The organism is Streptomyces sirii (genome assembly GCF_045690365.1).
Lineage (GTDB): Bacteria > Actinomycetota > Actinomycetes > Streptomycetales > Streptomycetaceae > Streptomyces > Streptomyces sirii.
Window position 1 is genome coordinate 3177175 of record NZ_CP147982.1, and the last position, 25139, is coordinate 3202313.

A 25139-nucleotide genomic window follows, 5' to 3' on the forward strand; every position below is an offset into this window, starting at 1 on the left:
TACGACGAAAGATGTCCATGGTGTCCCAGCCCGATGGGCGGCCCGAAGAACCGCCGGATACCGTCACCGGCGCGGTCACCACCCGGCCCGGCGGCCCCCGCGAGGCCGCCACCGGCGCCGAAGGCGCCCAGGCCCCCGAGCCCGACGCCCGCCACCGCCTCACCTCGCTACAGGGACTCGCCGCCCTCTCGCTCGACGCCATGGCGTCGGTGGCCTACGGCCCCGAGTCGATCGTGCTGGTCCTGGCCGCGGCGGGCGGCTACGGCCTGGGCTTCACGCTGCCGGTCACGCTCGCGATCGCCGCGCTGCTCGCCGTCCTGGTCGCGTCCTACCGCCAGGTGATCGCCGCGTACCCCCACGGCGGCGGCTCCTACGCCGTCGCCCAGGCCCACCTCGGCCGCCGTACGGCACTGGTCGCCGCGGCCTCCCTCATCCTCGACTACGTCCTCAACGTGGCGGTCTCGGTGACCGCCGGCGTCGCGGCGCTGACCTCCGCCTTCCCCGCGCTCTACGAGGACCGCGTCTGGATCTGCCTGGCGGTCCTCGTCCTGATCACCGGTATCAACCTGCGCGGGATCGTCGACTCGGCGAAGGCGTTCATCGCGCCCACCGCGGTCTTCATCGGCGCCATCCTCGCGATGGTCGTCGTCGGCCTCCTCCGCGACGCGCCCGCCTCCACCGTCACCGCCGACGGCCATGCCTCGGTCCTCGCGGACAACGCCACCACGGTGGGAGCCCTGCTGCTGCTCAAGGCGTTCGCGTCCGGATGCTCGGCGCTGACCGGTGTCGAGGCGGTCGCGAACGCAGTGCCGTCCTTCCGCGCCCCGGCCGCCAAGCGCGCCCAGCGCACCGAGGTCGCGCTCGGCGCCCTGCTCGGCCTGATGCTGGTCGGCCTGTCCGTCCTCATCGGCCGCTTCCACCTCCAGCCGGTCGAGGGCGTCACCGTCCTCGCCCAGCTCGCGGACGCCTCGCTCGGCCACAACTGGGCTTTCTACGTCGTCCAGTTCGCCACGATGGTGCTGCTCGCGCTGGCCGCGAACACCTCCTTCGGCGGTCTGCCGGTCCTGATGGGCCTGCTCGCCCGCGACAACTTCCTGCCGCACGTCTTCGGTCTGAAGGCGGACCGCCAGGTCCACCGCCACGGCGTGCTGGCCCTGGCCGCCGTCGCCGCGGCCCTGCTGGTCCTCTCCGGCGGCGACGTCAACACCCTCGTCCCGCTCTTCGCCATCGGCGTCTTCGTCGGCTTCACCATCTGCCAGGTCGGCATGGTCCGGCACTGGCGCCTGGCACGCTCGCCGGGCTGGCGCGGCAAGGCCCTGCTGAACGGTTTCGGCGCGCTGCTCACCGGCGTCTCGGCCGTCGTCGTGACCGCGACGAAGTTCACCGAGGGCGCCTGGCTCATCGTCGTCGCGCTGCCGCTGCTGGTCCTCGCCTTCGAAGCGGTGCACCGCGCCTACGGCCGGATCGGCGAGCGCCTGGGCCTGGGCCGGGTCCCCGAGCCGCCGCGCCGCGCCCACTCCCTGGTCATCGTCCCCGTATCGCATCTGTCCCGGCTGACCTGTGAGGCGCTGAACGCGGCGGTGTCCCTGGGCGATGAGGTGGTGGCGGTCACCGTCACGTACGGCACCCCCGAGGACCGCCCGGCCGCCGAGGCGCTGCGCCGCGACTGGGAGCTGTGGAACCCCGGCGTGGAGCTCCTCGAACTGCCCTCCGCCACCCGTTCCCTGGGCCGCCCGATAGCCGACTACGTCACCGACCTGACGGCCCAGCGGCCCGGCACCCGCATCACCGTCCTGATCCCGGAGGCCGAGCCCGCCCACCTGTGGCAGCGCCTGCTGCAGAACCAGCGCGGCGCGGTCGTCGCCCACGCGATCCGCCGGGACACCGACGCGGTCATCTGCCGGCTGCGGTTCCGGCTGGAGGCGGCCGTGCGGGTGTAGGGCTGCTGTCCCTACGTGTGGGGCCGGCCGCGGCCGCATGTGGGAGCGGCTGATTGTCGGTGGCGCGACCTACCGTGAGGTCATGGAAGCCACCTATGCCGCCATGGACTACGACGGGCACTGCGCCGAAATCGTCGCTGAGGCCGGACTGCTGAGCTCCTGCCTCGACGCGCGCACGGATCTGACCGCGTCCGTGCCCTCCTGCCCCGACTGGAACCTCGCCCAGCTGCTCCGGCATCTGGGCGAGGCCCATCGTTGGGTCGAGGAGATCGTCCGCACCCGGGCCGCGCAGCCGCCGCCCGACACCGCGCTGCGCGTCCTTCCGCGCGCGTCCGACCGGACCCCGCAGGAGCTCGCCGACTGGCTCACGGAGGGCGCCCGGCTGCTCGCCGACACGCTCCGGGCCGCCGGCCCCGACGCCCGGATCTGGACCCCGCTCCCGTCCGGCAGCCCGGCCTTCTTCGCCCGCCGTATGGCCCACGAGACGGTCATCCACCGAGCCGACGCGACCCTGATCCTCGGCGCGGACTTCACCGTCGACCAGCGCATCGCCCTCGACGCCCTCGACGAGTGGATGGAACTGGGCTCGCTCCCGGAGATGTTCGACCACCACCCCGACCGCCGCGCCCTCCTCGGCCCCGGCCGCACTCTGCACTTCCACGCCACGGACACCCCGCCGGCGGCGGCCGCCCACTGGCTCGTCGACCTCACCGGCGACACCCTGGCCTGGCGCCGCGCGCAGGAACCGGCCGCGGTCTCCGTCAGCGCACCGCTGACGGACCTCCTGCTGCTCGTCTACGGCCGCCGCTCCACCGACGAGGAAGCCTTCGAGGTGGTGGGCGACACGGACCTGCTGGAGTTCTGGCTGTCGCTGGTCAACTTCGGATAGCCGATCGGCTTCGGGTGGCTGGCCGGCTTCGGTCAGCCGATCGGCTTCGGATGGCGCATCGGCTTCGGATCTGCGGAGCCCTCACACGAACCAATCCGGCCACTCACGCGTGAGTTAAGTTGACGGTCACCGACAGGAGCAGCACCAAAGGAGACGCACCATGACCGAATCCGACCAGACGGGCAGCCAGCCTCCCGGCCTGCCGCCCACGCCTCCCCCGCTCCCCCCGGAGCCGGCGGACGCCGGACCGCGGCCGGTGCCGACGAACGAGGCAGAGGCGCTGGAGATCGGTCGGCAGCACTTCCCCGAGGTCGGCTCGCCCGGCGGCCCCGCCGGTCTGTTCGTCCACGAATTCGATCTCGGCTACCTGGTGTTCGCCAGCTGGCCGCCGCCCGAGGACCCCACCGCCCCGCCGGCCGACCCCGGGGGAAGCCAGGTCGCCATCAACAAGACCAACGGGGATGTGACGTTCCTGCCCAATTTCCCCCCGGAGGCGGCAGTGGAGCTCTACCACCGCTTCTACCGCCCGAGCGAGGCCTGAGCGCGCCGTCCGGGGCAACGGGCGGGGCCTGGTGAGCCGTCAGCGCCGCCGGTTAAGCTTTGGCTTGAATATCTCATTGGGTAACCATTACGAACACGGGGGACGTTGTGGCTGGCGCTGGTGGGTTCCAGACCAATGTGGAAGGCCTCAAGGCCGAGGGCACGAACTTCGTCAAGCTCGGCGATGACTTCGACTCGTCGGTGGCACGGCTCATGGACGGCCTGAGCGCGCTGGGTGCGGGGCCGCCGAGCAAGCCCCCGGAGGGGCCGCCGCCGGAGAAGAAGTCGTTCGGTGAGCAGTTCGTCAGCGGTCTGACGTCGTTCGCCAGCAAGGCCGACGCTCCTCCGTGGGGGGACGACGAGATCGGCGAGAAGTTCGGTGTCGTCTACGAGGGCGTCCGCGACGGCATGTACGAGTCGATGGGTCACCTGGCCGCCAAGTTCCAGGAGATCGGCAAGGCGCTGACCTCGATGTCCAAGAACCATGCCGAGAACGAGGACTTCAACGACTCGCTGATGAAGCAGCACGTCGAGAACAAGCGGGCGTGGCAGGACCCGACGAAGGAGGACCAAAGCGCGGTCCGCGTCTCCTGGAGACCGGCCGGCGGCTGAGGCCACACGTCTGCCCCGGGGCTCTGACCTCAAAGGTTCGACCCCCAGGGCTCTGATCCCAGGGTCCCGATCTCCGGGGTTCTGAACCTGAACCCAGGGCTTCCGATCTCCGGGATGTTGGCTCAGCCACCAGCCCTTCCGCACACCCTGCGTCCGCATTACGCCTGATTGCACTTTTTCACGGGGGAGTTCCACCTTGTCTCTCATGCTGCCGGATCCTCTTGAGTGGGTCCTGGACATGCTCGGCTTCAACTGGCCGCATGCTGACGAGGACAAGCTGATGGAGTGTGCGCAGGTGTGGCGCACGTTCGCGTCGGAGGTCCAGGGTCATGCGGCCCAGGGCAACAGCTATGCGAGCAATGTCCTGGGCGAGAACTCCGGCGATGCCATCGAGGGGTTCAGCAAGACGTGGGAGAAGTTCTCCGGCGGTTCCGGTTACCTCAACGACGCCGCGCAGGCGGCCGAGGTCATCGCGTTCACGCTGGAGGCCGCGGCGATGCTGGTCATCGGCATGAAGGTTGCGGTGATCGTCCAGTTGGCGATCCTGGCCGCCGAGATCATCGCCGCGCAGGCCGCCGCTCCGTTCACGCTGGGGTTGTCGGAGATCGGTGGCGCGGCCGCGACGCTGGCCACGCGGGAGATGGTCCGGCGGATCCTGAAGGAGGTGGCCAAGCAGCTCCTGGACGCGATCATGGAGGCCGCCAAGGAGCCGGTGATCTCCGCGCTGGAGGCCATGGCCTCGGACCTCATAGCCCAGACCGTCAACCAGAACTTCGGCGCCCAGAAGGGCTACGACCTCGGCCGGACCGCCAAGGAGGGCAAGAAGGCCGCCACGGACGCCGTCGAGAACATGGGCGAGTCCCTCGGCGAGGGCCTGCGTGACGGTGCGGGCGGCCGCGCGGGCCGACGGGCCCGTCAGGGCCTGGACTCCGCCGCCGGGCACGGCAGCGATGGCGGCGACGGCGGCGACGGCGGGGATAGCGGGGGTTCCGGCGACGGGGGCTCCAGCGGATCGGGGTCGAACAGCGGGTCGGGGTCCGACTCTGGGTCGGGGTCGGGGTCGGGGTCGGGGTCGGGTTCGGGGTCGGGGAGTGGATCCGACGGGGGTGGGTCCGGCAGCGGTTCGGGCTCGGGCTCGGGTTCCAGCTCCGACAGCGGTTCGGGTTCCGGTTCGGGTTCGGGTTCCGGTTCGGGTTCCGGTTCGGGCAGTTCCTCCAGCGACTCCGGTGGCAGCGGCAGCGGCAACAGCGCAGGTGGTGGCAACCGCGGCGGCTCCGACGGCGGCGGCTCTACCAGCCACAGCCCCCGCGCTTCGGACAACACCGGCGCCACCGACGGCCCCGGCTCCAGCGGCCGCGACGGCGCGAACTCCGGTGGCACGGGCACCAACCCGTCCTCCTCCCACAGCCCCTCCAACGGCTCGGGCTCCGACCCTGCCCACAACGTCCCGGACGCGCAGCCCCTGCCGCCCCCGGACCAGCGCTCCCCGTTCGACGAGGGCTACCGAGGCGGCAACGACAGCCCCTACTCGAACTCCCCCGACTCCGACTCCGGTTCCGGCCACGCTCCGGACGCCGGTCCCACCCCGGACTCGGGCAACACCCACGACTCGGGCCCCACTCCGGACTCCTCGCGCCCGGACTCCTCGCGCCCGGACACAGACGGCATCAGCACCCAGCCGACGCCCGACCACACCCCGGACGCGGCACGCCCAGACCACGACCCCATCAGCACCCAGCCGACACCGGACCACACCCCGGACGCGGCACGCCCAGACCACGACCCGGTCAGCACCCAGCCCACCCGGGACAACACCCCGGACTTCGCGCGGCCGGACCGCCCGGATGCGGACCCCATCAGCACCCAGCCCGCACCGGACACCACCCCGGACGGCGCCCGCCCCACCCCGACCCCGGACCCCGTCAGCACCCAGCCCGCGCCGGACTCCACCCCCCACGAGGGTGGGCCCTCGCGCCCTGACGCGCCTCAGCCCTCGCCCTCACCGATCCCGGACCCGGTAGCCGGCAACCAGCCCTCCTACGGCGACAACTCCGCCGACGGCAACAACAACGGCAACGGGGACAACACCAACAACAGCGGCAGCGGTGGCCGTGCCTCCATGCCGCACGTCGGCACACCGCCCCAGGGCGCCCCCGTCCAGCACACCCCCTCCTCCGGCCAGCCCATCCAGCAACGCGACCCTGCCCCCGGCGACCCCATGCCCACGATGGACGACCCGGACGACACCACCGTCTCCACCCAGTCCGCAGGCACCGCCACCCTCCCCCCACCCACCCAACACACCACCGACCCCACCGCGAACACCCCCAGCCCATCGGCTCCCCAACAGGGACAGCAGCCCAACACCCCCCAAACCCCCGGCCCGATGATGGGCGGAATCCCACCCCAGGGCGGCACCTCCACACCCCCGCACAACGCCCCGCCCCGCAGCGGCACACCCGGGAACACCAACCCCTCGGCCGGCACCAACCGCCGTCCCGACGGCTCCCAGGCCATCCGCGACGTCACCCAACAGCGGCAGCCTGAACGCCCCGCCTACAACCCCCGCCTGGACGGCCCCCGCCGCGACGCACCCACCACGCCTCCCGGCAACAACCGCCGCCCCGACGGCTCCCAGATCGTCCAGGACCACACCCAACAGCCCACCCCCGAGCGTCCCCCGCACAACCCCCGCCTCGACGGCCCCGCCCGCAACGACGAATCCGGGCGGCCCGACAACACCCGTCCCGACGGCACTCGGCCGGACGGCACTCGGCCGGACGGCACCCGGCCCGACGGCACCCGCCCGGATGCGACTCGCCCCGACGGTGCCCAGCCCGGCGCAACCCGCCCGGACGCGTCACGCCCCGACACGACACGTCCCGACAGCGCCCGCCCGGACGCATCACGCCCCGACACCACACACCCCGACTCGACGCGTCCCGACGGGGCGCCACAGTCCCCCGCCCCCACCCGTACGGACCGGCCGCAGACCGACGCCCCTGCCCAGGTGCCGTCGCAGCCCGGCGCCCAGGTCCCCACACGCCCTGGGGCCCCGACCCCCAACACGCCGAACCCGAACGTCCCGCACCAGAACCAGCAGCCGCAGCAGTCGCAGCACCAGCAGCCCACGCCGCAACAGCAGCAGCCGCAGCAGACGCCCCAGCAGCAGACCCCGCAGCAACAGCCCCAACAGCAGCAGCCTGGCCCGTACGTCCAGCAGCCGGTCCCCCAGCAGCAACCCGCGCCGCACCAGCAAAACCAGAACCCCCAGCAGACCCAGCCCACCCCGCACCAACAGCAGCAAGCACAGCACCAGCCACCGGTCGCACAGCCCCAGAACCTCCGCAGCCACAACGACGTACGGCTCGGCCTCAACGTCCAGCCGGGTGGCCTGTACTCGCCGTTCCCGCACGACCAGCAGGCATTGCTGAACAACTTCCCGCGGAACCCGGACGGCACCCCGCGGGCGTTCAACGACCCGTTCCAGCCGTGGGCCCAGCTCCAGAACGACGGCGGCCCCACTGTCTACGGCCGCTCCAACAACTGTGCCGACTGCACCCGCTCCTTCATGGAGTCCTGGTACGGCAACCCACAGGTGTCCGCGCCCCGCACCTTCGACCCTGACGGCAAGGGCGGCATCGACCGCGCGTCCGGCGAGAACAACGGCACCGCCAACATCGAGCAGTACACCGGCGCCAAGTTCCGCAACTCCGGCCAGAACGCCAAGGACGGCTACGCCCAGATCGCCGACGACCTCCGCAAGGCCGGCCCCGGCGCCGCGGCCGCGGTACTGGTCACCTGGCCCAACGGCGGCGCCCACGTCTTCAACGCGGTCAACCACAACGGCAAGGTCGTCTGGGTCGACAGCCAGACCGGCACGATCAGCGACCAGCCCATCAACACCCAGGCCAAGAACGTCTGGCACCTCGTCACCGACGCCAACCGCCAGCCCTTCGACCCCACCGCTCCCCAAAACCAACAGCAACAGCCCCAGGCCCAAAACCAGCCCCAACCCCAGAACCAGCAGCAGGCCCAGAACCAACCGCAGCAGTCCCAAGCTCAACAGCAGGCCCAGGCTCAGCAACAGGCGCAGGCTCAAGCACAGGCGCAGGCACAGGCACAGGCACAGGCTCAGGCTCAGGCTCAGCAGCAGGCACAGGCACAACAGCAAGCCCAGCAGCAGGCTCAGGCTCAGGCACAAGCCCAGGCACAGGCACAGGCTCAGGCACAGGCACAGGCACAGCAGCAGGCACAGCAGCAGGCTCAAGCGCACGCACAACAGCAGGCGCAGGCACAGGCACAGGCCCAAGCCCAGGCCCAGGCGCAGCAGCACGCTCAGGCCCAGCAGGCCCAGCAGGCCCAGCAGGCCCAGCAGCAGCCAAATCCATACCAGCAGCCCCACCAACAACAGCCGGGCCCGTACCAGCCCCACCAGCAACCGGCTCCACAGCACCAACAGCACCAACAGCCCAACCCGTACGCCCAGCAACAGCCCGCGCCGCACCAGCAGCAGCCCGGACCGTACGCCCAGCCCCACCAGCAACAGCCGGGCCCGTACCAGCAGCCCCACCAGCAACCCGCGCCGCAGTACCAACAGCCCAACCCATACGCCCAGCAACAGCAGCAGAACCCCTACCAGCAGCAGCCGCACACCCAGCAGCCCCAGCAACAGCAGCCTGGGCCGTACCAGCAGCAGGGTCCGTACGCCCAGCCGCAGCACCAGCAGCCCGGGCCGTACCAACAGCAGAGTCCGTACGCCCAGCCGCAGCACCAGCAGCCCGGGCCGTACCAACAGCAGCAGAACCCGTACACCCAGCAGCCGCATCAGCAACAACCGGGCCCCTACACCCAGCAGCCGCACCAGCAGCCCCCGAACAACAACCCGTACCAGCAGCAGGCCCCGCAGAACCCACAGCACCCGCAATACCCGGCAGCGGTCCCCGACACCGCCGCCGGCAGCTCACCGACCCCGGACGCCGAGCACCCGAACGACCGCGCCGAGCCGGACGCGAACGACACCGCCCAGCGCCCCGCCGACACCGACTCCGACCACTCCTCCCGTCCAGAGGAGAACACGGACGACAACGGCAACGAGTCCTCCTCGGAGCACAGGGACGACGCCGACGGTCACAGTGACCCTCGGGACGATCACCCGCCCGCCTCCGAGACCCGCAACCGCGAGCGCCCCGGCGGTCTCGAAGGCCCCACCGACGAGCACCAGCAGCACGTCGAGGACTCGATCCCCAGAAACGACGACGGCACCCCCCAACGCCACCCCGACCCCGACAACGGCAACTGGGTCGACTCCATCAACGACCCCGGCCCCGACACCCCCGGCCGCAACAACAACTGCGTCGACGCCGCCCTCGCCACCGCCGACACCTACTCCGGCAACCCCACCGCCGCCGCCCACCGCACCCCCGACACCCACCCCGACGGCACCCCCTCCGACCGCGGCGAGAACAACGGCCGCGACCGCATCGAAAACACCCTCGGCGCCCGCTTCAACGACTACGGCAACGGCCCCGACGCCTTCCACCGCCTCGAAAACGACCTCCACAGCGCCGGCCACGGCTCCCAAGCCGTCATCATCACCCAGGACAACAACGGCCGCGCCCACGCCTGGAACGTCGTCAACCACAACGGCAAGATCACCTACGTCGACGCCCAAACCGGCCAACGCAGCGACACCCCCCTCCACGACGGCACCAACGGCGTCCACGCCATCCCCCTCGACCCCAACCGCCGCCCCGCCACCAGCACCGGAACTCCCACGCCTCCCGGCGCCGATGGGACCCGCCGGCCACCGGCCGAGCCGGCAGGGAAGCACAAAGCGGATGAGACGTCCGACGAGAAGGAAAAACCTGCAGCCAAGAAGAAGAAAACTCGTCCGGCGAAAGAGACCCGCGAGGCGATGCAGCAGCCTCTCGACTCCCAGCAGGCTGAAGGCACTCCCGGTTACGGGCAAGAGCAAGGGCCGGACCACGCCGTCCAAGGCATGCTCGGCGACGAGGCTCAACAGCGCCTCCGCGTGACGCATGTCGTGCGCCAGGTGAACTGGGACAGGGTCCTGGGCAACCTGGACGGGTGGGCGGAGCGGGACGCGAACACGGGCAAGTCACCGCTGCAGAACGTCTTCGATCACATCCGAGACAATGGCCGGATCAGCGAAGACGACCTGGGCAACCTTCTGGGCGACAACTACAAGGGGCTCAAGCAGCACGAAAGGCTTGCCACCGTCTCCTGTCTCGCCCGGCTGAGCTACGACTATCACGCACAACACACTGAGATAGCCGGGCACAACATCAACCCGGAGGGACTCCAGCACCACAAGGACCACAAGCCGGGCGAAAAGAAAATCAATGACACCCGAGGACGGGTGATCGAATACGTAGCCCAAAAGAATGTTCCGGAACCCGCGGACATGACGAACGAGGAAGCCAAGAAATATCGGCGCGACCTCAGAACAGAGCGGGACCGCATCAAGGGCATCTTGGATTCCAAGATGTCGGACACGGCAGCCCTGCCAGATTTCTCGGGACGGAATTACGCAGTATACGAAGTCACGGAGACCGGCGACGACGGGAGCCAATCCGTACACTTCATCATCGGATCGTCCGTCCCCCCCGGCGAGGGAGTGCCGAACCCGGACCACTCTGAGCCTGCCGCGGGCGAGGGACTGCGCGAACTCGACAAAGATAAGTTCAAACGTACGGCGATGTTCACCGAATACGAGCCATGCGGCAATGCCGGCGACCTCGGCGGCGCAGCTTGCGCTCACTACATCAGCGAGAACCTGGACCGCCCGAAGGGTGAGGAACGTGTCCCTCACGGCGAAATGAAGAAGCAGGGGAAGCTGACCACTCCAGCGAACAAAAACCCCATGGAAGTTTCGTACGGAACCAGCTACCGCTACGGAGAGTTCGCCGATGGCAAGACAACGAAGGAGGCCCAAGAAGCACTCAAGCAGCAATGGAAGGACGATATGGACCGCGTCCGCGGTGAGTTGCTGGGTATATGGCTCAAGGTGCACTCATAGCTGACCCCGTAGTACCGTGCGGCTCGCATCACCACCCCCATACATCTCGCGAACGATCGGAGTGAAGTGCCGTGTCTCGGAGCGCTGTCGTCACCCGCCTGACAGAGTGGCTGCAGGAGCCGGGGCGGCGCCATCTCAAGCTCCCCGTGACCGGCCCGGTCGGCTCGGGAAAGTCGTCCTGTCTGCGGCAGGCGGAAGAGGCTGTCCAGGATCTCAGCCCGGGCACTTCCCTGTATGTCGACTGCCGTGGGCTGGCAGCCGATGAAGTGGCTACGCGAATGATCGGCAATTGGGGATTCGACGAGCGGTTCCTCCGTACCCGCAACACCCCGCTGGCCGATGCGTTCGCGCAATGGACACATGGCAAGGAACATGCCGTCGTTCTCTTGGCCAATGTTCAGTGGGCGGGCGTGACGGCTACGTCAGCAGAGCCCGAGCGTGTGCTCAATCACGTCATCATTCCGCTCCTTCGCAGCAGCAAGTGCCCGGTCGCCGTCCTCTTCGAAGTGGATGAGGAACAGGTACGGGCGCCGCTGCCGTCGAGCCTTGAGGTGGAGATCCTTCCGTCGCTCGAAGCACCGGCCAGTTCCGAACCGCCGTTGAGGCAATCCCTCGCGGGATTCCCTCAGTTGCGCGCACTGGCCGCTGCCGAGACCCGGGAAGTCCCGCTTGAGGCCTGGTCGGCTCTCTGCACTCCACTCGGCCTTCAAGGTGCTCTTGCCGACCTGCGCCACGTGGTCAGCGCCCTGCCGCATCTCCTGACGTCGTGGTCCGACGATGCAGGAACAGAGCGCGTTGGATTTCACAGGGACGGCGTGCGCCAGCTACTGCGTACCGACACGCCGCTCTCCGAGGTGGAGCAGGTACGCATCGTAGAAGCCCTGCTCGACCAGTCTCTCCGCCGGAACGACATTCCCGAAGCCTGGCGTGAACAAGGCCCAGTGACGGAGTACGCCTCCCGTGCACTGCCTCTCCACTGCGCGGCGGCCGGCGTACTGGCCGACCTTTCGCAGGATCCGCGCTTTCTCGCGAACGTCGACCGGCACGCGCTGCTCACCGGACTTTCCATCGCCTACCCCGCGGGAATCCCGGCAGGGCTTCCGGCTTCGGATGCCCACTACCTTGAGGCAGCCGGCGTCGAGCCCACCACCCACGAGGAATGGCTCTCCTGGCTCCACTGGGCATCGCTGAATCGCGGTGCCATTGAATTTGCCGAGGCCCTGTCACGTGCAGCCGGTGCACTTCCGTGGCTGACCTGTTGGTCCCGCTGGCGGCCCTTCACCCTCTTCGGTCCGTCACCTCAGCACGACGCCGCGAAGGCAGAGGAACTCGTCGTCGGTATCGCCAACGGCGTCGATGTGGTCGCCAGTCAGCTGGAGATCGACGAGGACGAGCTAGAAGACGACGTGGATCCCGATGCGGACTGGTATGCCGTCGAGAGGCTGTGGAGCCTCAATGACGGAGAGCCTCTGGGCAGCGCTGTGCAGGTTCAACTGCATTACGACGACGACACCGACATCGACCAGGCGAGCGGCCGGGCGTTCGAACCGGTCGAAGAGCCGGACGAAGCGGAGCAGACACCCGCGCCGAGAGCCCCGTCGTCCACCACATGCCTGGTCAAAGCGGCCGATCGAATGCAGGTCCATGGTGGTTCCGGAGGCATCTACGCCCTCCGTGTATCCGATCCGACTCGCGTGACCGTCCGGCCTCAATGGCGTAGTCGCCCCTTGCTCACCACGCATAACACCTCCGCGGTGTGGCTTCTGCCCGACGCGTTGCGTGCGGATACCCCGCCTGCACGATCTTGGTACGAGAGTGCGTTCGGTCAGGGCACGTGTCAGGTCGTGTCCGGCAGCGCGCTGCCGGATTCCATAGTGCACGCCGACACCGTACGTTTCCTGACCGAGGTCGGTCTTCCAGTCCTTGACGACGAGTTCCGATACCTCGGCTTTGCGCAGACGCCCGTCATGGCAGAAGTCGCCCGACCCTCCGTCCTGCCTGCCTCCGCCGGCCCCGGCCCCTTCTTCAACGTCGGCAGATGGGTCAGGGGGGAATTGCTGCTGAACGGCACCTCAGGCCATCTCTTCATCACGGACGTGGGAGACGGCGATGCCGACTACCTCGTCAGCAGTGGTCTGAGGCAGACCTGTACGTTGCTGGCTCTCGCAGTGAAGCGCCGCGAAAGCGGATTCACCGTCTGGTCGGAAGAGCTGGACGCCAAGCGCAGTCTGACCTCCTGGGCTCGCGAGATCGACCCGGTTGCTGCCTCACATCCCCACTGGACCGCCATTCTCAACGGTCACTGGGACGACCCTGACATGGTGTGAGAAACGCGGTCGGCGCTGCCGGCAAAGTCGGCAATCGCCTCTACCACCAGAGCCAACTGTCATGATGGCGCTGGCCCGGCCCCGCATCGTGCCCTTGCGCGTTTGGGTCGAACTGACCACGGCCCTCGGCAGGGAGCCGGTCACCGAAGACACTCTCCATGGCGTGCTGGAGGACTTCTCCTCCCATCTGGTGTCCGGCGAGTACGGGGTGGCTTTCACCGATGAGCACTTGGCGGAGCGGCTGCGTCGAGGCACAGCAAACGACGAGGCCTGCCGGGTCGACCGGCATATGAACTCAACTTCCCGGATTCCACCCCCCTTTCTGGGCGCTATGCCTTCACCACTGCCGTCATACCCACTGATGTCCCTCCGCCCAGCCCCTCAGATCTCGTGAAGCTGTACGGACCCAATAGCATCCGTAGCTTCTTGCCACACGCACTCCCCCACGGACTCACTGACGAGCCGACGCAGCACGCTCATCGAATTGGGCCTCCCCGAAATGAGCAATGAAGACGGCCTGGGCATCTATCCGTACGGCGATCACCGCATGCGCATCTTCGACGAAGTCTCCTGGCCGCCGGACATCGTCTCCGTCGAGGAGACCGGTCCGTTCTTCCAGATCGGCTTCTGGATGGGCGGCGAACTCGTCATCGACGGCCCTACGGGTCACGCACTGCGCGTCCCCACGGAGCCGGGTGAGGAGCATCACTGGAAATCGCCAGCACCAATTTCAAGCCGCTCTGCCACGATGGCACCCCGGCATCCGTACACGTCGAAGAGTTCGACATCGGCTACCTCGTCTATGCCACTTTTCCGCCCACCGAGCCCCGGTCGTTCGGCGGCAGCCACCTCATCGTCTCCAAGGTCGACGGAGCGTTGACCTTCGTTCCGAACTTCCCCCCGAAGTCGGCGATTTCCCTTTACCGCAAGCGTCACCATCCCAACCCTTAGCGTTGGAGCCGCCCGGCCCATGGCCCATGCGGTCTGACCGCCCTCAGGTTCAACTCAGCTCATCCGCGATCAGATCCATCAGCAGTCCGTCCGCCCAGCCGCCCGTCCGGTAGTCGCGGCCGTAGGCGCGCATGATGCCGACTGGCTTGAAACCGACCTTCCGGTAGCTGTGGATGGCTGCGGTGTTGGCAGCGGCCGGGTCGATGGTCAGGCGGTGGTGGCCGCGTTCACGGATCAGCCAGCGGGCCAGTGTGCGTACGGAGTCCGTGCCGAGGCCCCTGCCGTGCATGGCGGTCGTGAGGAAGATGTCGATGCTCGCGTGGCGGTATTCGGGGTCGGTCTCCTCGTCGTACTGGATCGCCCCGATGACCTCGTCGTCGAGAACGATGGCGAGCATGTCGTCGTAGTCGTCCGGCGCCGACCACCAGGCCGCGACCGCCGGTTCGCGGACGATCCGGTCGAGGGTGGCGGTGTCGGCGTCCGTCGTCGGGCGGAGGAGTACCGAAGCGCCGCGAAGTGGGGTGGGGGTGCCACCGACCCATCCGGTGGCCGCAAGCACGTCGGCCGCGATGTCCGGGACGGTCCGGCCATCGGTGGCCACTCGTATCGTGTCCGCGGAGGCGCGCTCGTCCAGGAGCCGTGCCTTGCGGGCGCTGCCCTCCAGCTCGTGGTCCAGTTCTGAGCCGAGTTCGCGGGCGGTCAGGCGTTCGGCGGCGCTGGTGTCGGAGGCGGTGAGGAGGACCCGCACGATGCGGACGCCCTCCCCCATGGCCCGCTCGAACATTGCCGTGTTCTCGGGGAGGACACTCACGGTGTTGGTGTAGATGAGGCGTCGGTAGCCGAGTTGGGCGTAGTTGGACCAGATCGCCGTGAGGTTGCGTTCGGCGATGCGGGAGCGGTGCGGGTCGTCGTCCGGGGCGGGGTGCACCTGGCCCATGAAGTCGCCTTCGATGATGGCGTGGGGGATGTCGGCGCTCCGTAGGAGGACGGAGACCTCCCAGCCGACTGTCGTTTTGCCCACGCCGGCCCGGCCGCCGATCAGCAGCAGTTCAGCAGGGGCAGGGGTATGCGCAGGGGCATGGGCAGGGCCATGGCCAGGGGCAGGAGTAGATGCCGGGGTGGCGTTCATGGGAGCAGGGTGGCAGTGGGGATCTGGGTACGCGATCGAATTGTCGGGCTTGGGGGCCCGAGGGCGTAAGTGGCCAGGACGCACGGGCGCAGGGACGCAGGGACGCAGGGACGCAAGGGCGCAGGGCCGTGAGTGGTTTGCCGGCGTAGGTGGGCATAGATCGCGGGCGAGGGTGGTTCGTAGAGATGTAGCAGGCAGTGAGCGAGCGATGAGCAGACGGCGATCAGACGGTAGACGGTAGTTGCGAGCGGCAGGGGGCTGCGGCATGGCGGGGATCGGGAGACGGCGGGTGCTGGCGGCCGGTGGTGGGGTGGCGTTCGCTGCCGCGTTAGCCACCGCCTGTGGGTCCAATACGGGGCGTGGGGGCGGGGGTTCGGGGTCGGGGATCAGTCAGTGGTACCACCAGTACGGGGAGCCGGGGACCCAGCAGGCCGTGAAGCGGTATGCCGCGGCCTACAAGAAGGCGAAGGTGTCGGTGCAGTGGCGGCCGGGGGATTACGACCGGCAGACCGCGGCCGCGTTGCTGACCGACTCGGGGCCCGATGTGTTCGAGGTCAACGGGCCGCTGCTGGATCAGATCCAGGGCGGGCAGGTGGTGGATCTGACCGCCGAGGTCGAGCCGGTGAAGGACGACTTCAATCAGGCCGTGCTCGCGCCGAAGATCTGGCGGGACAAGATCTGGGGCATCCCGCAGACGGTGGACATGCAGCTGCTCTACTACCGCAGGAGTGCGCTGAAGGATGCGGGAGTGGAACCGCCGCGGACCCTCGACGAGTTGGTGGATGCGGCGAAGGCGCTCAGCAGTAAGGGCGGCAAGGGCAAGGGGCTGTTCCTGGGGAATGACGGCGGGGTGGGGGTGCTCAGTGGGACCCCGCTGTTCGCGGCCGGGCTGAGTCTGATCGACGAGGACGGCAAGGTCGGGTTCGACGACCCGGCCGCGGCCCGGGTGCTGGGGAAGATCCGGCAGTTGTACGCGGACAAGTCGCTGCTGCTGGGGGCGCCTACGGACTGGTCCGATCCGGCCGCGTTCATCCAGGGGCTGACCGCGATGCAGTGGTCGGGGCTGTGGGCGCTGCCGCAGATCAAGAAGGCGCTGGGGGACGACTTCGGGGTGCTGCCGTTCCCGAAGGACGGCAGTGGAGGGAAGCCGGCCGTTCCCGTGGGGGCGTATGGCTCGGCGGTCAGTGCGCGCAGCGCGCGCAAGGCGGAGGCGAAGGCGTTCGCCAAGTGGCTTTGGGTGGAGCGGACCGACTTTCAGCGGGACTTCGCGCTGTCGTACGGGTTCCACATCCCGGCGCGGATCTCGTTGGCGAAGAAGGCCGCGGAGCTGCGGGAGGGGGCGGCCGCGGACGCGGTGCGGTACGCGACGGAGCACGGCCACGCCGAGCCGCTGCTGTGGACGACGGCGGACCGTACGGCCTATCAGGACGCGCTGAGCCGGATCGTCAAGGACGGCGCCAACCCGGAGAGCGAGCTGAAGGGTGTGGTGCGGAAGGTGAGTGCCGAGCTTCAGCGCGTCAAGAAGAAGTAGACGAAGCAGAGGGAAGTAGACGGAAGTAGAAGGAGTGATGGTGGGGGACGGGGCGGCGACGGGGTTACGGGCTCGGTTGCTCGGGCCGCAGCGGCGGAATCTGTGGTTCTGGGTGTTCGTCGGGCCGTTCGCGGTCGGGCTGGGGTTGTTCACCTATGTGCCGCTGGTCTGGAGCGTCTACCTCAGCTTCTTCGATGCGCACAACACGGTCAGCCCGGCCGGCTCGGACTTCGTCGGGCTGGGCAACTACGGCGCGATGCTGAGCGATACGGCGTTCCTCGGCAGCCTGGGGACGTTTCTGCTGTTCACCGCCTTCATCGTGCCGGCCACCTACGCGCTCTCGCTCGCGCTGGCGCTGATGGTCAACCGGCTGCGCGTCGCCCAGGCCTTCTTCCGGTCGGTGTTCTTCCTGCCGACCGCGTGCTCCTATGTGGTCGCGGCGCTGATATGGAAGCTGTCGATCTTCAACGGGGTGCGGTTCGGGCTGGCCAACACCGTGCTGGGGTGGTTCGGCGCGGATCAGACGGCCTGGCTGTCGACCACCGATCCGCCCTGGTACTGGCTGGTCATCGTGACCGTACGGCTGTGGCTGCAGGCCGGGTTCTACATGATTCTGTTCCTGGCCGGGCTGCAGCGGATCTCGCCGGGGCTGTACGAGGCGGCCGCGGTGGACGGGGCGCGGCCCGGCTGGCAGACCTTCCGGCACATCACCTTTCCGCAGCTGCGGGCGACGTCCGTGGCGGTGGTGCTGCTGCTGGTGATCAACGCGTTCCAGGCGTTCGACGAGTTCTACAACCTGCTGAGCGACGCGCGCGGCTATCCGCCGTACGCCCGGCCGCCGTTGGTCTACCTCTACTACACGGCACTGGGGCAGGACCAGAACCTCGGGCTGGGGAGTGCGGGCGCGGTGATCCTGGCGCTGATCATCGCGCTGGCGACGGTGGTGCAGGCCCGCTGGTTCGGCCTCGGCCGCAAGGCAGAGGACTGAAAGGGAGAGGACCGAAGGGGAGGGATGACCGGCATGGGCGATGCGCTGACGAGGGTGGGGCGGGCGCTGCGGGTGGTGCTGCTGATCGCGCTGGCACTGCTGTTCCTGGTCCCGTTCTATCTGCTGGTGCGCAACGGGCTGGCGACCGAGCGGGACATCACCGCTTTGCAGTGGACGTTCTTCCCGCGCGATCTGCAGTGGTCGAATCTGACCGAGGTCTTCCGGGATCCGAGCCTCCCCATGGGGCGGGCGCTGCTCAACTCCACGCTGATCGCGGTGACGACGACGGTCGGTACGGTCGTGCTGGCCTCGCTCGCCGGGTACGGCCTGGCCCGGATTCCGTACCGGTACGCCAATGTCGTCTTCTACGCGATCCTGGGGACGCTGATGGTGCCGGCAGCCGTGACGTTCGTCCCGAGCTTTGTGCTGGTGTCCACGCTGGGGTGGATCTCGACGCTGCGCGGGCTGATCATTCCGACGCTGTTCAGCGCCTTCGCCTGCTTCGTCTTCCGGCAGTACTTCCTGGGCTTCCCCAAGGAGCTGGAGGACGCGGCGCGGGTCGACGGGCTCGGCCACTGGCGGACGTACTGGCGCATCGTGGTGCCCAACGCCCGCCCGGTCTTCGCCGCCGTCGGCACGATCGTCTTCATCGGGGCCTGGAACGCGTTCCTGTGGCCACTGGTGATCGGGCAGGACCAGGAGGCGTGGACGGTGCAGGTGGCGCTGTCCACGTTCACCACCGCGCAGAACCTCAATCTGCACGAGCTGTTCGTGGCTGCCGCGGTGTCGATCGCCCCGCTGGTGGTCGTCTTCCTGCTGCTCCAGCGGTACATCGTCGCGGGGGTGGAGCGTAGCGGGATCGATGACTGAGGCGCGGCCGGGCGGCGTATCGGGTACGGTGCGTGGCATGAGCACGCACCTGGACGTCGGTGAGGCGGAGTCGCGCGAACGCGGCCCCCACGGCGAGTGCGCGCCCCGCGGCCTGAGTTTCCTGCGCCGCCGGGGCCGGGTGGGCTCTCCCCCGGCCTGTTGTCTTCCTACGGCCTGACGGCGGTCCGCTGCGGCCCGTGCGGGCTCGGTACGGCCTTGACGGGTTCGCACCCACGCTCGGGTTCCGTACGGCGATCTGACGGTCCACTACGGCCCGTCCCGACCGTCCCCCGCCCGACGGCCACCCCTCGCGCCCTGCCGTGCGACGCCGCGCACGCGCACCTCTCGTGCGCCGCCCCGCGCCCCCTTCCCCGCGCCCTTCCCTCCAGGAGGACCCGATGACGCCCCCCGCCACACCCTCCACAGCTGCGATATCCACCGCACCCACCACCCCCGCCCTCCGCCCCCACCGCATCCCCGCCGACGGGCTGTACGAGGGGCCGCGCGTCCTGCGGCGTACGCCCGACGACTGGGAGGACCGGCCGTACGAGCGCTTCGAGGTGGTGCCGCAGGCCGCCACCATCGGAGCCGAGATCCATGGGCTGGACCTGTCCCGGCCGCTGTCCGAGGCGCTGCGCACGGAGCTGAACCGGGCCCTGCTGGAGTGGAAGGTACTGTTCTTCCGCGGGCAGCATCTCAGCTCCGCCGCCCAGCGCGAATTCGCCGCCAATTGGGGAGAGTTGGAGACCAATCCGCTCCTGGCGCAGGGCGATTCGAAGGATGTGGTGCGGTTCGACAAGGCCGCCGCCGGAGCCCTCACGTTCGAGAACGTATGGCACACCGATGTCACGTTCCGGGAACGGCCGGCGCTCGGGGCGGTGTTGCAGCTGCGCGAGGTCCCGCCCGCAGGTGGGGACACGATGTGGGCCGATATGGCGGCGGCATACGACAATTTGCCTTCGAAAATCCGGACGCGGATCAATTTCGCGCGTGCGGTCCACGACTATCTTCCGGGCTTCGCGCGCTTCTACTCCGAGGCTCAACTGGCCCCATTCCAGGCGGAGTTCCCTCCCGTCGAGCATCCGGTGGTGCGCCGGCACCCGGAGACCGGGCGGCGGATGCTGTTCGTCAACGCCTCCTTCACCACCCGGATCGTGGGGCTGGCGGAGGCCGAGAGCGACCGGCTGCTGCGGATGCTCTTCCAGCAGGCGCACGTACCGGAGTTCCAGGTGCGGTGGCGCTGGCGGGCGGGGGACATCGCGTTCTGGGACAACCGGGCCACCCAGCACTACGCGGTGAACGACTACGGGGCGCACCGCCGCCTCGCCGAACGGGTCGCCATCGCGGGTGATCGTCCGTACTGACCCGGGACACGCCGCCCGCCGCGCCCCGCCCGTCGGCCACCCGTACTCCGGCTCGCACCCCGGCCCGTGCGCCGCGCCCGCCGCTACGCCGCGCCGACTCCCTCCGCCGATCGCGCCCCGCGCAGCAGGGCCGCGCCCAGCGGGGTGAGGGTGTGCAGCACCGCGTTGCCCTGCCGCAGGGTGGTCAGCAGGCCGGCGTCGCGGAGTACGGTCGCGTGCTGACTGGCGGATGCCAGCGAGACGTCGGCGCGGCGGGCGAGTTCGCTGGTGGTGCAGCCGACGCCGATGCCCTGGAGTATCGCGGAGCGGGTCTGGCCGACGAGCCGCCCGAGGGAACGTTCCTGCGCCGCGATCGGCGTGAGGCGGGGCGACTGGTGCTCCACCGGGTAGACCAGGACGGGCGTCAGGTCCGGGTTGTGGAAGGTGACCGGGGTGCGACGGCAGAAGTACGACGGCAGCAGAAGCAGGCCCCGGCCGTTGAGATGGAGCTCGCGGTCCACCGGGTAGTCGGCCTCCAGGACCGGTGGACGCCAGCGCATCATCGGCGGCAGCGAGGCGAGCAGACGGTCCGCGCCGCCGTCGAGCAGGGCCCGGCCGCGGGCGGCGCGGTCGGCCTCGATACGGCCCTGGACGCGCGCCCAGTACGGGGCGACGGCAGCCTCGTAGTAGCGCTGCAGTACGCCGGCGAGGCGGCCCAGGGCGCGGGTCTCGCCGTCGGCCATCGCCCGTATCCACGCGGGGAGCGGGCGGGTCGTACTGGAGAGCCGGCCCAGTTCGTCGTGCAGCCGGGCGGCCGGTGTCTCGCGCAGCGCGGCGAGCGCGTCGGTCATCCCCAGGAGCCCCTCGGCGGGCGTCAGGAAATCGGGAAAATAGCCGCGCGTGGGCACCAGCGGCGCCAGCAGACGCGCTTCGCCATTCAACCTTCCGCGCGTTTCCGATCGCCATTTGCCGAACGCCGAATCGTCGCGTCTGTCACGTAGTCGATGAAAGCTTAAGACCGTCTCCCACAGTGCGTCCGGGCGCGCCGCAATGCGCACACGGGCCAGATCGAGTCCACTGAAATGGACGCGTAACACCGAACCCCCACCTCTGGTTTCCTCAGTCGGCCCCCGGCACGCCTGAGTATGCACGCCAACACGCGCGGTCACCATGCCCTTTTGGCCAGACTTGAAAAGTGTCGCGCGACCGGGCGGCCGAGCGGAATGCTGTACTCAATTCGACGGCGGCGCGAACGGCCCGGATTGCTCGATCCCGTGGGGGGTGATGGGCAAACAACCGGCCGCTCGGCGGCCCCGTCGAAGGCCGCCTTCCCGCGCCGACCGGGGTGGCGGCAGCTCCCGAGGGGGGAGTCCGGAGAAAGCGTGGGCGGCACCTCCGCACGGGTGCCGCCCCCGCCCGGGAACCCCGGGCCACAGGCCCCTCGGTGGGGCCCGCTGCGGCCAGGTTGCGGACGTTTCCGCACGTCAAACCCTCCCCACTCGACCGAGTGCACTCCCCCACTCGTCCGAGCGAGTTCCGGCGACCACCCCGCGTGGCCACTGCGACGCTCTCCGCGTGCACGAGCCAACGGTGCCTCAGCCGCCGACCCACGAGCCACCGTGCCCAAGCCAACTCCGCTCGAACACCGCGTCCTCAAGAGGAAGTCGACCCGTGAGCGTTCGCCGTTCCCTGCCGGCCGTCACCTGCTGACCACGGATGACCACGACTTGACCGCGGCATGACGGCGGGCCCGGGGGCAGTGCGCCCCGGGCCCGCCGTCCAACGCAAGAGCGAGGGCGGCACCTCCGCACAAGGTGCCGCCCTCGTTGGGGTGCCGGAGCCTACGGCGGGGCGGGTGAGGGTTCGAGGTCCCCGCCGCCGGCTCCGGTGGGCTGGTCGCCGGTCGCCGCGGACGCGCTGGGCGCCCGCGGCGACCGGAGCGGTCAGCGGCTGTCGCTGCCCTTGCTCTCCGCCGCCGCGCGGCCCGCCTCCAGTCGTGCGACCGGGATGCGGAACGGGGAGCAGGAGACGTAGTCCAGGCCCACCTCGTGGAAGAAGTGGACGGACTCCGGGTCGCCGCCGTGCTCGCCACACACACCGAGCTTGAGGTCCGGGCGGGTGGCCCGGCCGGCCGCGGCGGCGTTGCGGACGAGCGAACCTACGCCGTCCTTGTCGATGGTCTCGAACGGGCTGACGCCGAAGATGCCCTTCTCCAGGTACGCGGTGAAGAAGCTGGCCTCGACGTCGTCGCGGCTGAAGCCCCAGACCGTCTGCGTGAGGTCGTTGGTGCCGAAGGAGAAGAAGTCGGCGGACTCGGCGATCTGACCGGCCGTGAGGGCGGCGCGGGGCAGCTCGATCATCGTGCCGAGGGTGAGCTTGAGGTCGACGCCGTGGGTCTTCTCCACCTCGGCGATGACCTGCTCGGCCTCCTCGCGGACGATCTCCAGCTCCTGGACGGTGCCCACCAGCGGAATCATGATCTCCGCGCGCGGGTCGCCCTTGGCGTTCTTGCGCTCGGCGGCCGCCTCGGCGATCGCGCGTACCTGCATCGCGAACAGGCCGGGGATGACCAGGCCGAGGCGGACGCCGCGCAGACCCAGCATCGGGTTCTGCTCGTGCAGCTTGTGCACGGCCTGCAGGAGCCTCAGGTCGTTCTCGTTGGCGTCCTTGCGGGCCTCGGCGAGCGCGACCCGGACCGACAGCTCGGTGATGTCGGGCAGGAACTCGTGCAGCGGCGGGTCCAGCAGCCGCACGGTCACCGGCAGGCCGTCCATCGACTCGAACAGCTCGATGAAGTCGGCCTTCTGGAGCGGCAGCAGTTGGGCGAGCGCGGCGTCCCGGTCGGTCTCGGTGTCGGCCAGGATGAGGCGCTCGACCATCTCGCGGCGCTCACCGAGGAACATGTGCTCGGTGCGGCACAGGCCGATGCCCTGGGCGCCGAACCGGCGGGCGCGGGCGGCGTCCTCGGCGTTGTCGGCGTTGGCCCGTACGCGCAGCCGGCGGACCCGGTCCGCGTACGCCATGATCCGGTGGACGGCCTTGACCAGCTCGTCCGCGTCGTCGGCGCCGGCGTGCATCCGGCCCTCGAAGTACTCCACGACCGGGGAGGGCACGACCGGCACCTTGCCGGCGTAGACCTTGCCGGTGGAGCCGTCGATGGAGACGACGTCGCCCTCTTCGATGACGGTGCCGTCGCCGGTCGTCATCCGGCGGGCCTTGGTGTCGACCTCCAGCTCCTCGGCGCCGCAGACACAGGTCTTGCCCATGCCGCGGGCGACGACGGCGGCGTGCGAGGTCTTGCCGCCGCGGGAGGTCAGGATGCCCTCGGCGGCGATCATGCCGTTGAGGTCGTCGGGGTTGGTCTCCCGGCGGATCAGGATGACCTTCTCGCCGGAGCGCGACCACTTGACCGCGGTGTACGAGTCGAAGACGGCCTTGCCGACCGCCGCGCCCGGGGAGGCGGCGATGCCGCGGCCGATCATCTCGGACTTCGCGCCCAGGTCGAAGCGGGGGAACATCAGCTGGGCGAGCTGCGCGCCGTTGACCCGCTGGAGGGCCTCGGCCTCGTCGATCAGGCCCTGGTCGACGAGCTGGGTGGCGATCCGGAAGGCGGCACCGGCGGTGCGCTTGCCGACCCGGGTCTGCAGCATCCACAGCTTGCCGCGCTCGATGGTGAACTCGATGTCGCACAGGTCCTTGTAGTGCGTTTCGAGCGTCTCCATGATCTGCATCAGCTGGTCGTAGGACGCCTTGTCGATCTGCTCCAGGTCCGCGAGCGGGACCGTGTTGCGGATACCGGCGACGACGTCCTCGCCCTGTGCGTTCTGCAGGTAGTCGCCGTAGACGCCCTGGTGGCCGCTGGCGGGGTCGCGGGTGAAGGCGACGCCGGTGCCGGAGTCGGGGCCGAGGTTGCCGAAGACCATGGAGCAGACGTTGACGGCCGTGCCGAGGTCGCCGGGGATGCGCTCCTGGCGGCGGTAGAGCTTGGCGCGGTCGGTGTTCCAGGAGTCGAAGACCGCGCGGACGGCGAGGTCCATCTGCTCGCGCGGGTCCTGCGGGAAGTCCCGGCCGGTCTCCTTGGCGACGATGTCCTTGAAGTCCGCGACCAGGCCCTTGAGGTCCTTGGCGTCGAGGTCGACGTCGACGCGGACGCCCTTGGCCTGCTTGGCCTCCTCCAGCGCGTCCTCGAAGAGCTCGCCGTCGACGCCCAGCACGGTCTTGCCGAACATCTGGATGAGGCGCCGGTAGGAGTCCCACGCGAACCGCTCGTCGCCGGCCTGCGCGGCGAGGCCGGAAACCGACGCATCGGAGAGGCCGATGTTGAGGACGGTGTCCATCATGCCGGGCATGGAGAACTTCGCCCCGGAACGCACCGATACGAGCAGCGGGTCGTCGGCCTGACCGAGCCTCTTGCCCATCTTCTGCTCAAGGGCGTCGAGGTGCTCGGAGACCTCGGCACGCAGTGCCGCCGGCTCGGTGCCGCTGTCCAGGTAGACCTTGCAGGCCTCGGTGGTGATCGTGAAGCCCGGAGGGACGGGAAGCCCCAGGTTGGTCATCTCGGCAAGGTTCGCGCCCTTGCCGCCTAGCAGGTCCTTGAGCTCCTTGTTGCCCTCGGTGAAGTCGTAGACGAACTTCGCGGAAGAAGGCTGGGTTACGTGGGGATCTTGTGTTTCCGGCACGGCACTGACTCCTCGCCGACGGGCTGCCCTGACGGCGAGGAACATACCCAGATCGAAGGCGTATGGGTACGTCCACTTGGTCGACATACGCGTGTAACCAGGCGTCCGCCAGCAGATCGAAAGTGATCACGCGTTCCCGCCTGTGTTCACTACCTGAATGCATCACTCCGCTGCGCAATCGAAGTGACGGCTGTGACTACGGAGCGCAATTTATGGCTTGACCACTCGAACACATGACGCGTGGCACCGGGTGCCACCATTGGAGAGGTGGAACCCGGCGCACATCGCTCATCTGAGC

At 69.2% G+C, this 25139-nt stretch carries 14 protein-coding genes and 1 pseudogene; 11 read left to right on the forward strand and 4 right to left on the reverse strand.

All coding sequences use genetic code 11. The annotated features are described in order from the left end of the window. The first annotated feature begins 11 nt into the window (after window positions 1-11). The 7 genes from WAB15_RS14395 to WAB15_RS14425 all read left to right on the forward strand — a co-directional run bounded on the left by WAB15_RS14395 (window position 12) and on the right by WAB15_RS14425 (window position 14230). Window positions 12-1940, forward strand: a complete 1929-nt coding sequence (locus tag WAB15_RS14395) for an APC family permease (protein ID WP_407286504.1) — start codon at window positions 12-14, stop codon at window positions 1938-1940. An 82-nt stretch (window positions 1941-2022) separates the two neighbouring features. Next, a complete protein-coding gene (locus WAB15_RS14400; RefSeq protein ID WP_399147838.1) occupies window positions 2023-2829 on the forward strand; it encodes a maleylpyruvate isomerase family mycothiol-dependent enzyme in 807 nt (268 codons plus the stop codon). A 160-nt stretch (window positions 2830-2989) separates the two neighbouring features. Continuing rightward, window positions 2990-3370: a hypothetical protein gene (locus tag WAB15_RS14405; protein ID WP_399147837.1), complete on the forward strand. Its 381-nt coding sequence runs from the start codon at window positions 2990-2992 to the stop codon at window positions 3368-3370. Window positions 3371-3477: 107 nt separating this feature from the next. Then, entirely contained in the window at window positions 3478-3981 is a 504-nt protein-coding gene (locus WAB15_RS14410) for a hypothetical protein (RefSeq protein ID WP_399147836.1), read from the forward strand. A 205-nt stretch (window positions 3982-4186) separates the two neighbouring features. Beyond that, window positions 4187-11023, forward strand: coding sequence for a toxin glutamine deamidase domain-containing protein (locus tag WAB15_RS14415; RefSeq protein ID WP_407286505.1), 6837 nt, complete (start codon window positions 4187-4189; stop codon window positions 11021-11023). Window positions 11024-11169: 146 nt separating this feature from the next. Further along, a complete protein-coding gene (locus WAB15_RS14420) occupies window positions 11170-13350 on the forward strand; it encodes an SUKH-4 family immunity protein (RefSeq protein WP_407286506.1) in 2181 nt (726 codons plus the stop codon). Window positions 13351-13849: 499 nt separating this feature from the next. Continuing rightward, on the forward strand, window positions 13850-14230 hold the full coding sequence (locus WAB15_RS14425) for a hypothetical protein (protein ID WP_407286507.1): 381 nt from the start codon (window positions 13850-13852) through the stop codon (window positions 14228-14230). Window positions 14231-14350: 120 nt separating this feature from the next. Here WAB15_RS14425 and aac(6') read toward each other — a convergent pair whose 3' ends face one another. Beyond that, the gene (aac(6'), locus tag WAB15_RS14430) at window positions 14351-14860 is read right to left on the reverse strand and encodes an aminoglycoside 6'-N-acetyltransferase (protein ID WP_407289224.1); all 510 of its coding nucleotides are present in this window, start codon (window positions 14858-14860) and stop codon (window positions 14351-14353) included. Next, window positions 14834-15349: pseudogene (locus tag WAB15_RS14435) on the reverse strand (hypothetical protein); the annotation flags it as partial. The pseudogene WAB15_RS14435 and the gene aac(6'), both read right to left, overlap by 27 nt. A gap of 346 nt (window positions 15350-15695) precedes the next feature. Between WAB15_RS14435 and WAB15_RS14440 the strand changes: the two are divergent. The 4 genes from WAB15_RS14440 (at window position 15696) to WAB15_RS14455 (ending at window position 20183) form a co-directional block, all read left to right on the forward strand. Then, the gene (locus WAB15_RS14440; protein ID WP_407286508.1) at window positions 15696-16961 is read left to right on the forward strand and encodes an ABC transporter substrate-binding protein; all 1266 of its coding nucleotides are present in this window, start codon (window positions 15696-15698) and stop codon (window positions 16959-16961) included. Between the two features lie 37 nt (window positions 16962-16998). Further along, window positions 16999-17949 (forward strand): carbohydrate ABC transporter permease, encoded by a 951-nt coding sequence (locus WAB15_RS14445; protein WP_407286509.1) that lies wholly within the window; start codon window positions 16999-17001, stop codon window positions 17947-17949. A gap of 33 nt (window positions 17950-17982) precedes the next feature. Next, on the forward strand, window positions 17983-18819 hold the full coding sequence (locus WAB15_RS14450) for a carbohydrate ABC transporter permease (protein ID WP_399147831.1): 837 nt from the start codon (window positions 17983-17985) through the stop codon (window positions 18817-18819). 398 nt (window positions 18820-19217) lie between these two features. Continuing rightward, entirely contained in the window at window positions 19218-20183 is a 966-nt protein-coding gene (locus WAB15_RS14455) for a TauD/TfdA dioxygenase family protein (RefSeq protein WP_407286510.1), read from the forward strand. An 83-nt stretch (window positions 20184-20266) separates the two neighbouring features. Here WAB15_RS14455 and WAB15_RS14460 read toward each other — a convergent pair whose 3' ends face one another. Together WAB15_RS14460 and ppdK are read right to left on the reverse strand one after the other, a co-directional pair. Beyond that, entirely contained in the window at window positions 20267-21103 is an 837-nt protein-coding gene (locus WAB15_RS14460; RefSeq protein WP_399147829.1) for an ArsR/SmtB family transcription factor, read from the reverse strand. Window positions 21104-22105: 1002 nt separating this feature from the next. Beyond that, a complete protein-coding gene (ppdK, locus tag WAB15_RS14465) occupies window positions 22106-24886 on the reverse strand; it encodes a pyruvate, phosphate dikinase (RefSeq protein ID WP_399147939.1) in 2781 nt (926 codons plus the stop codon). Window positions 24887-25139: the final 253 nt, after the last annotated feature.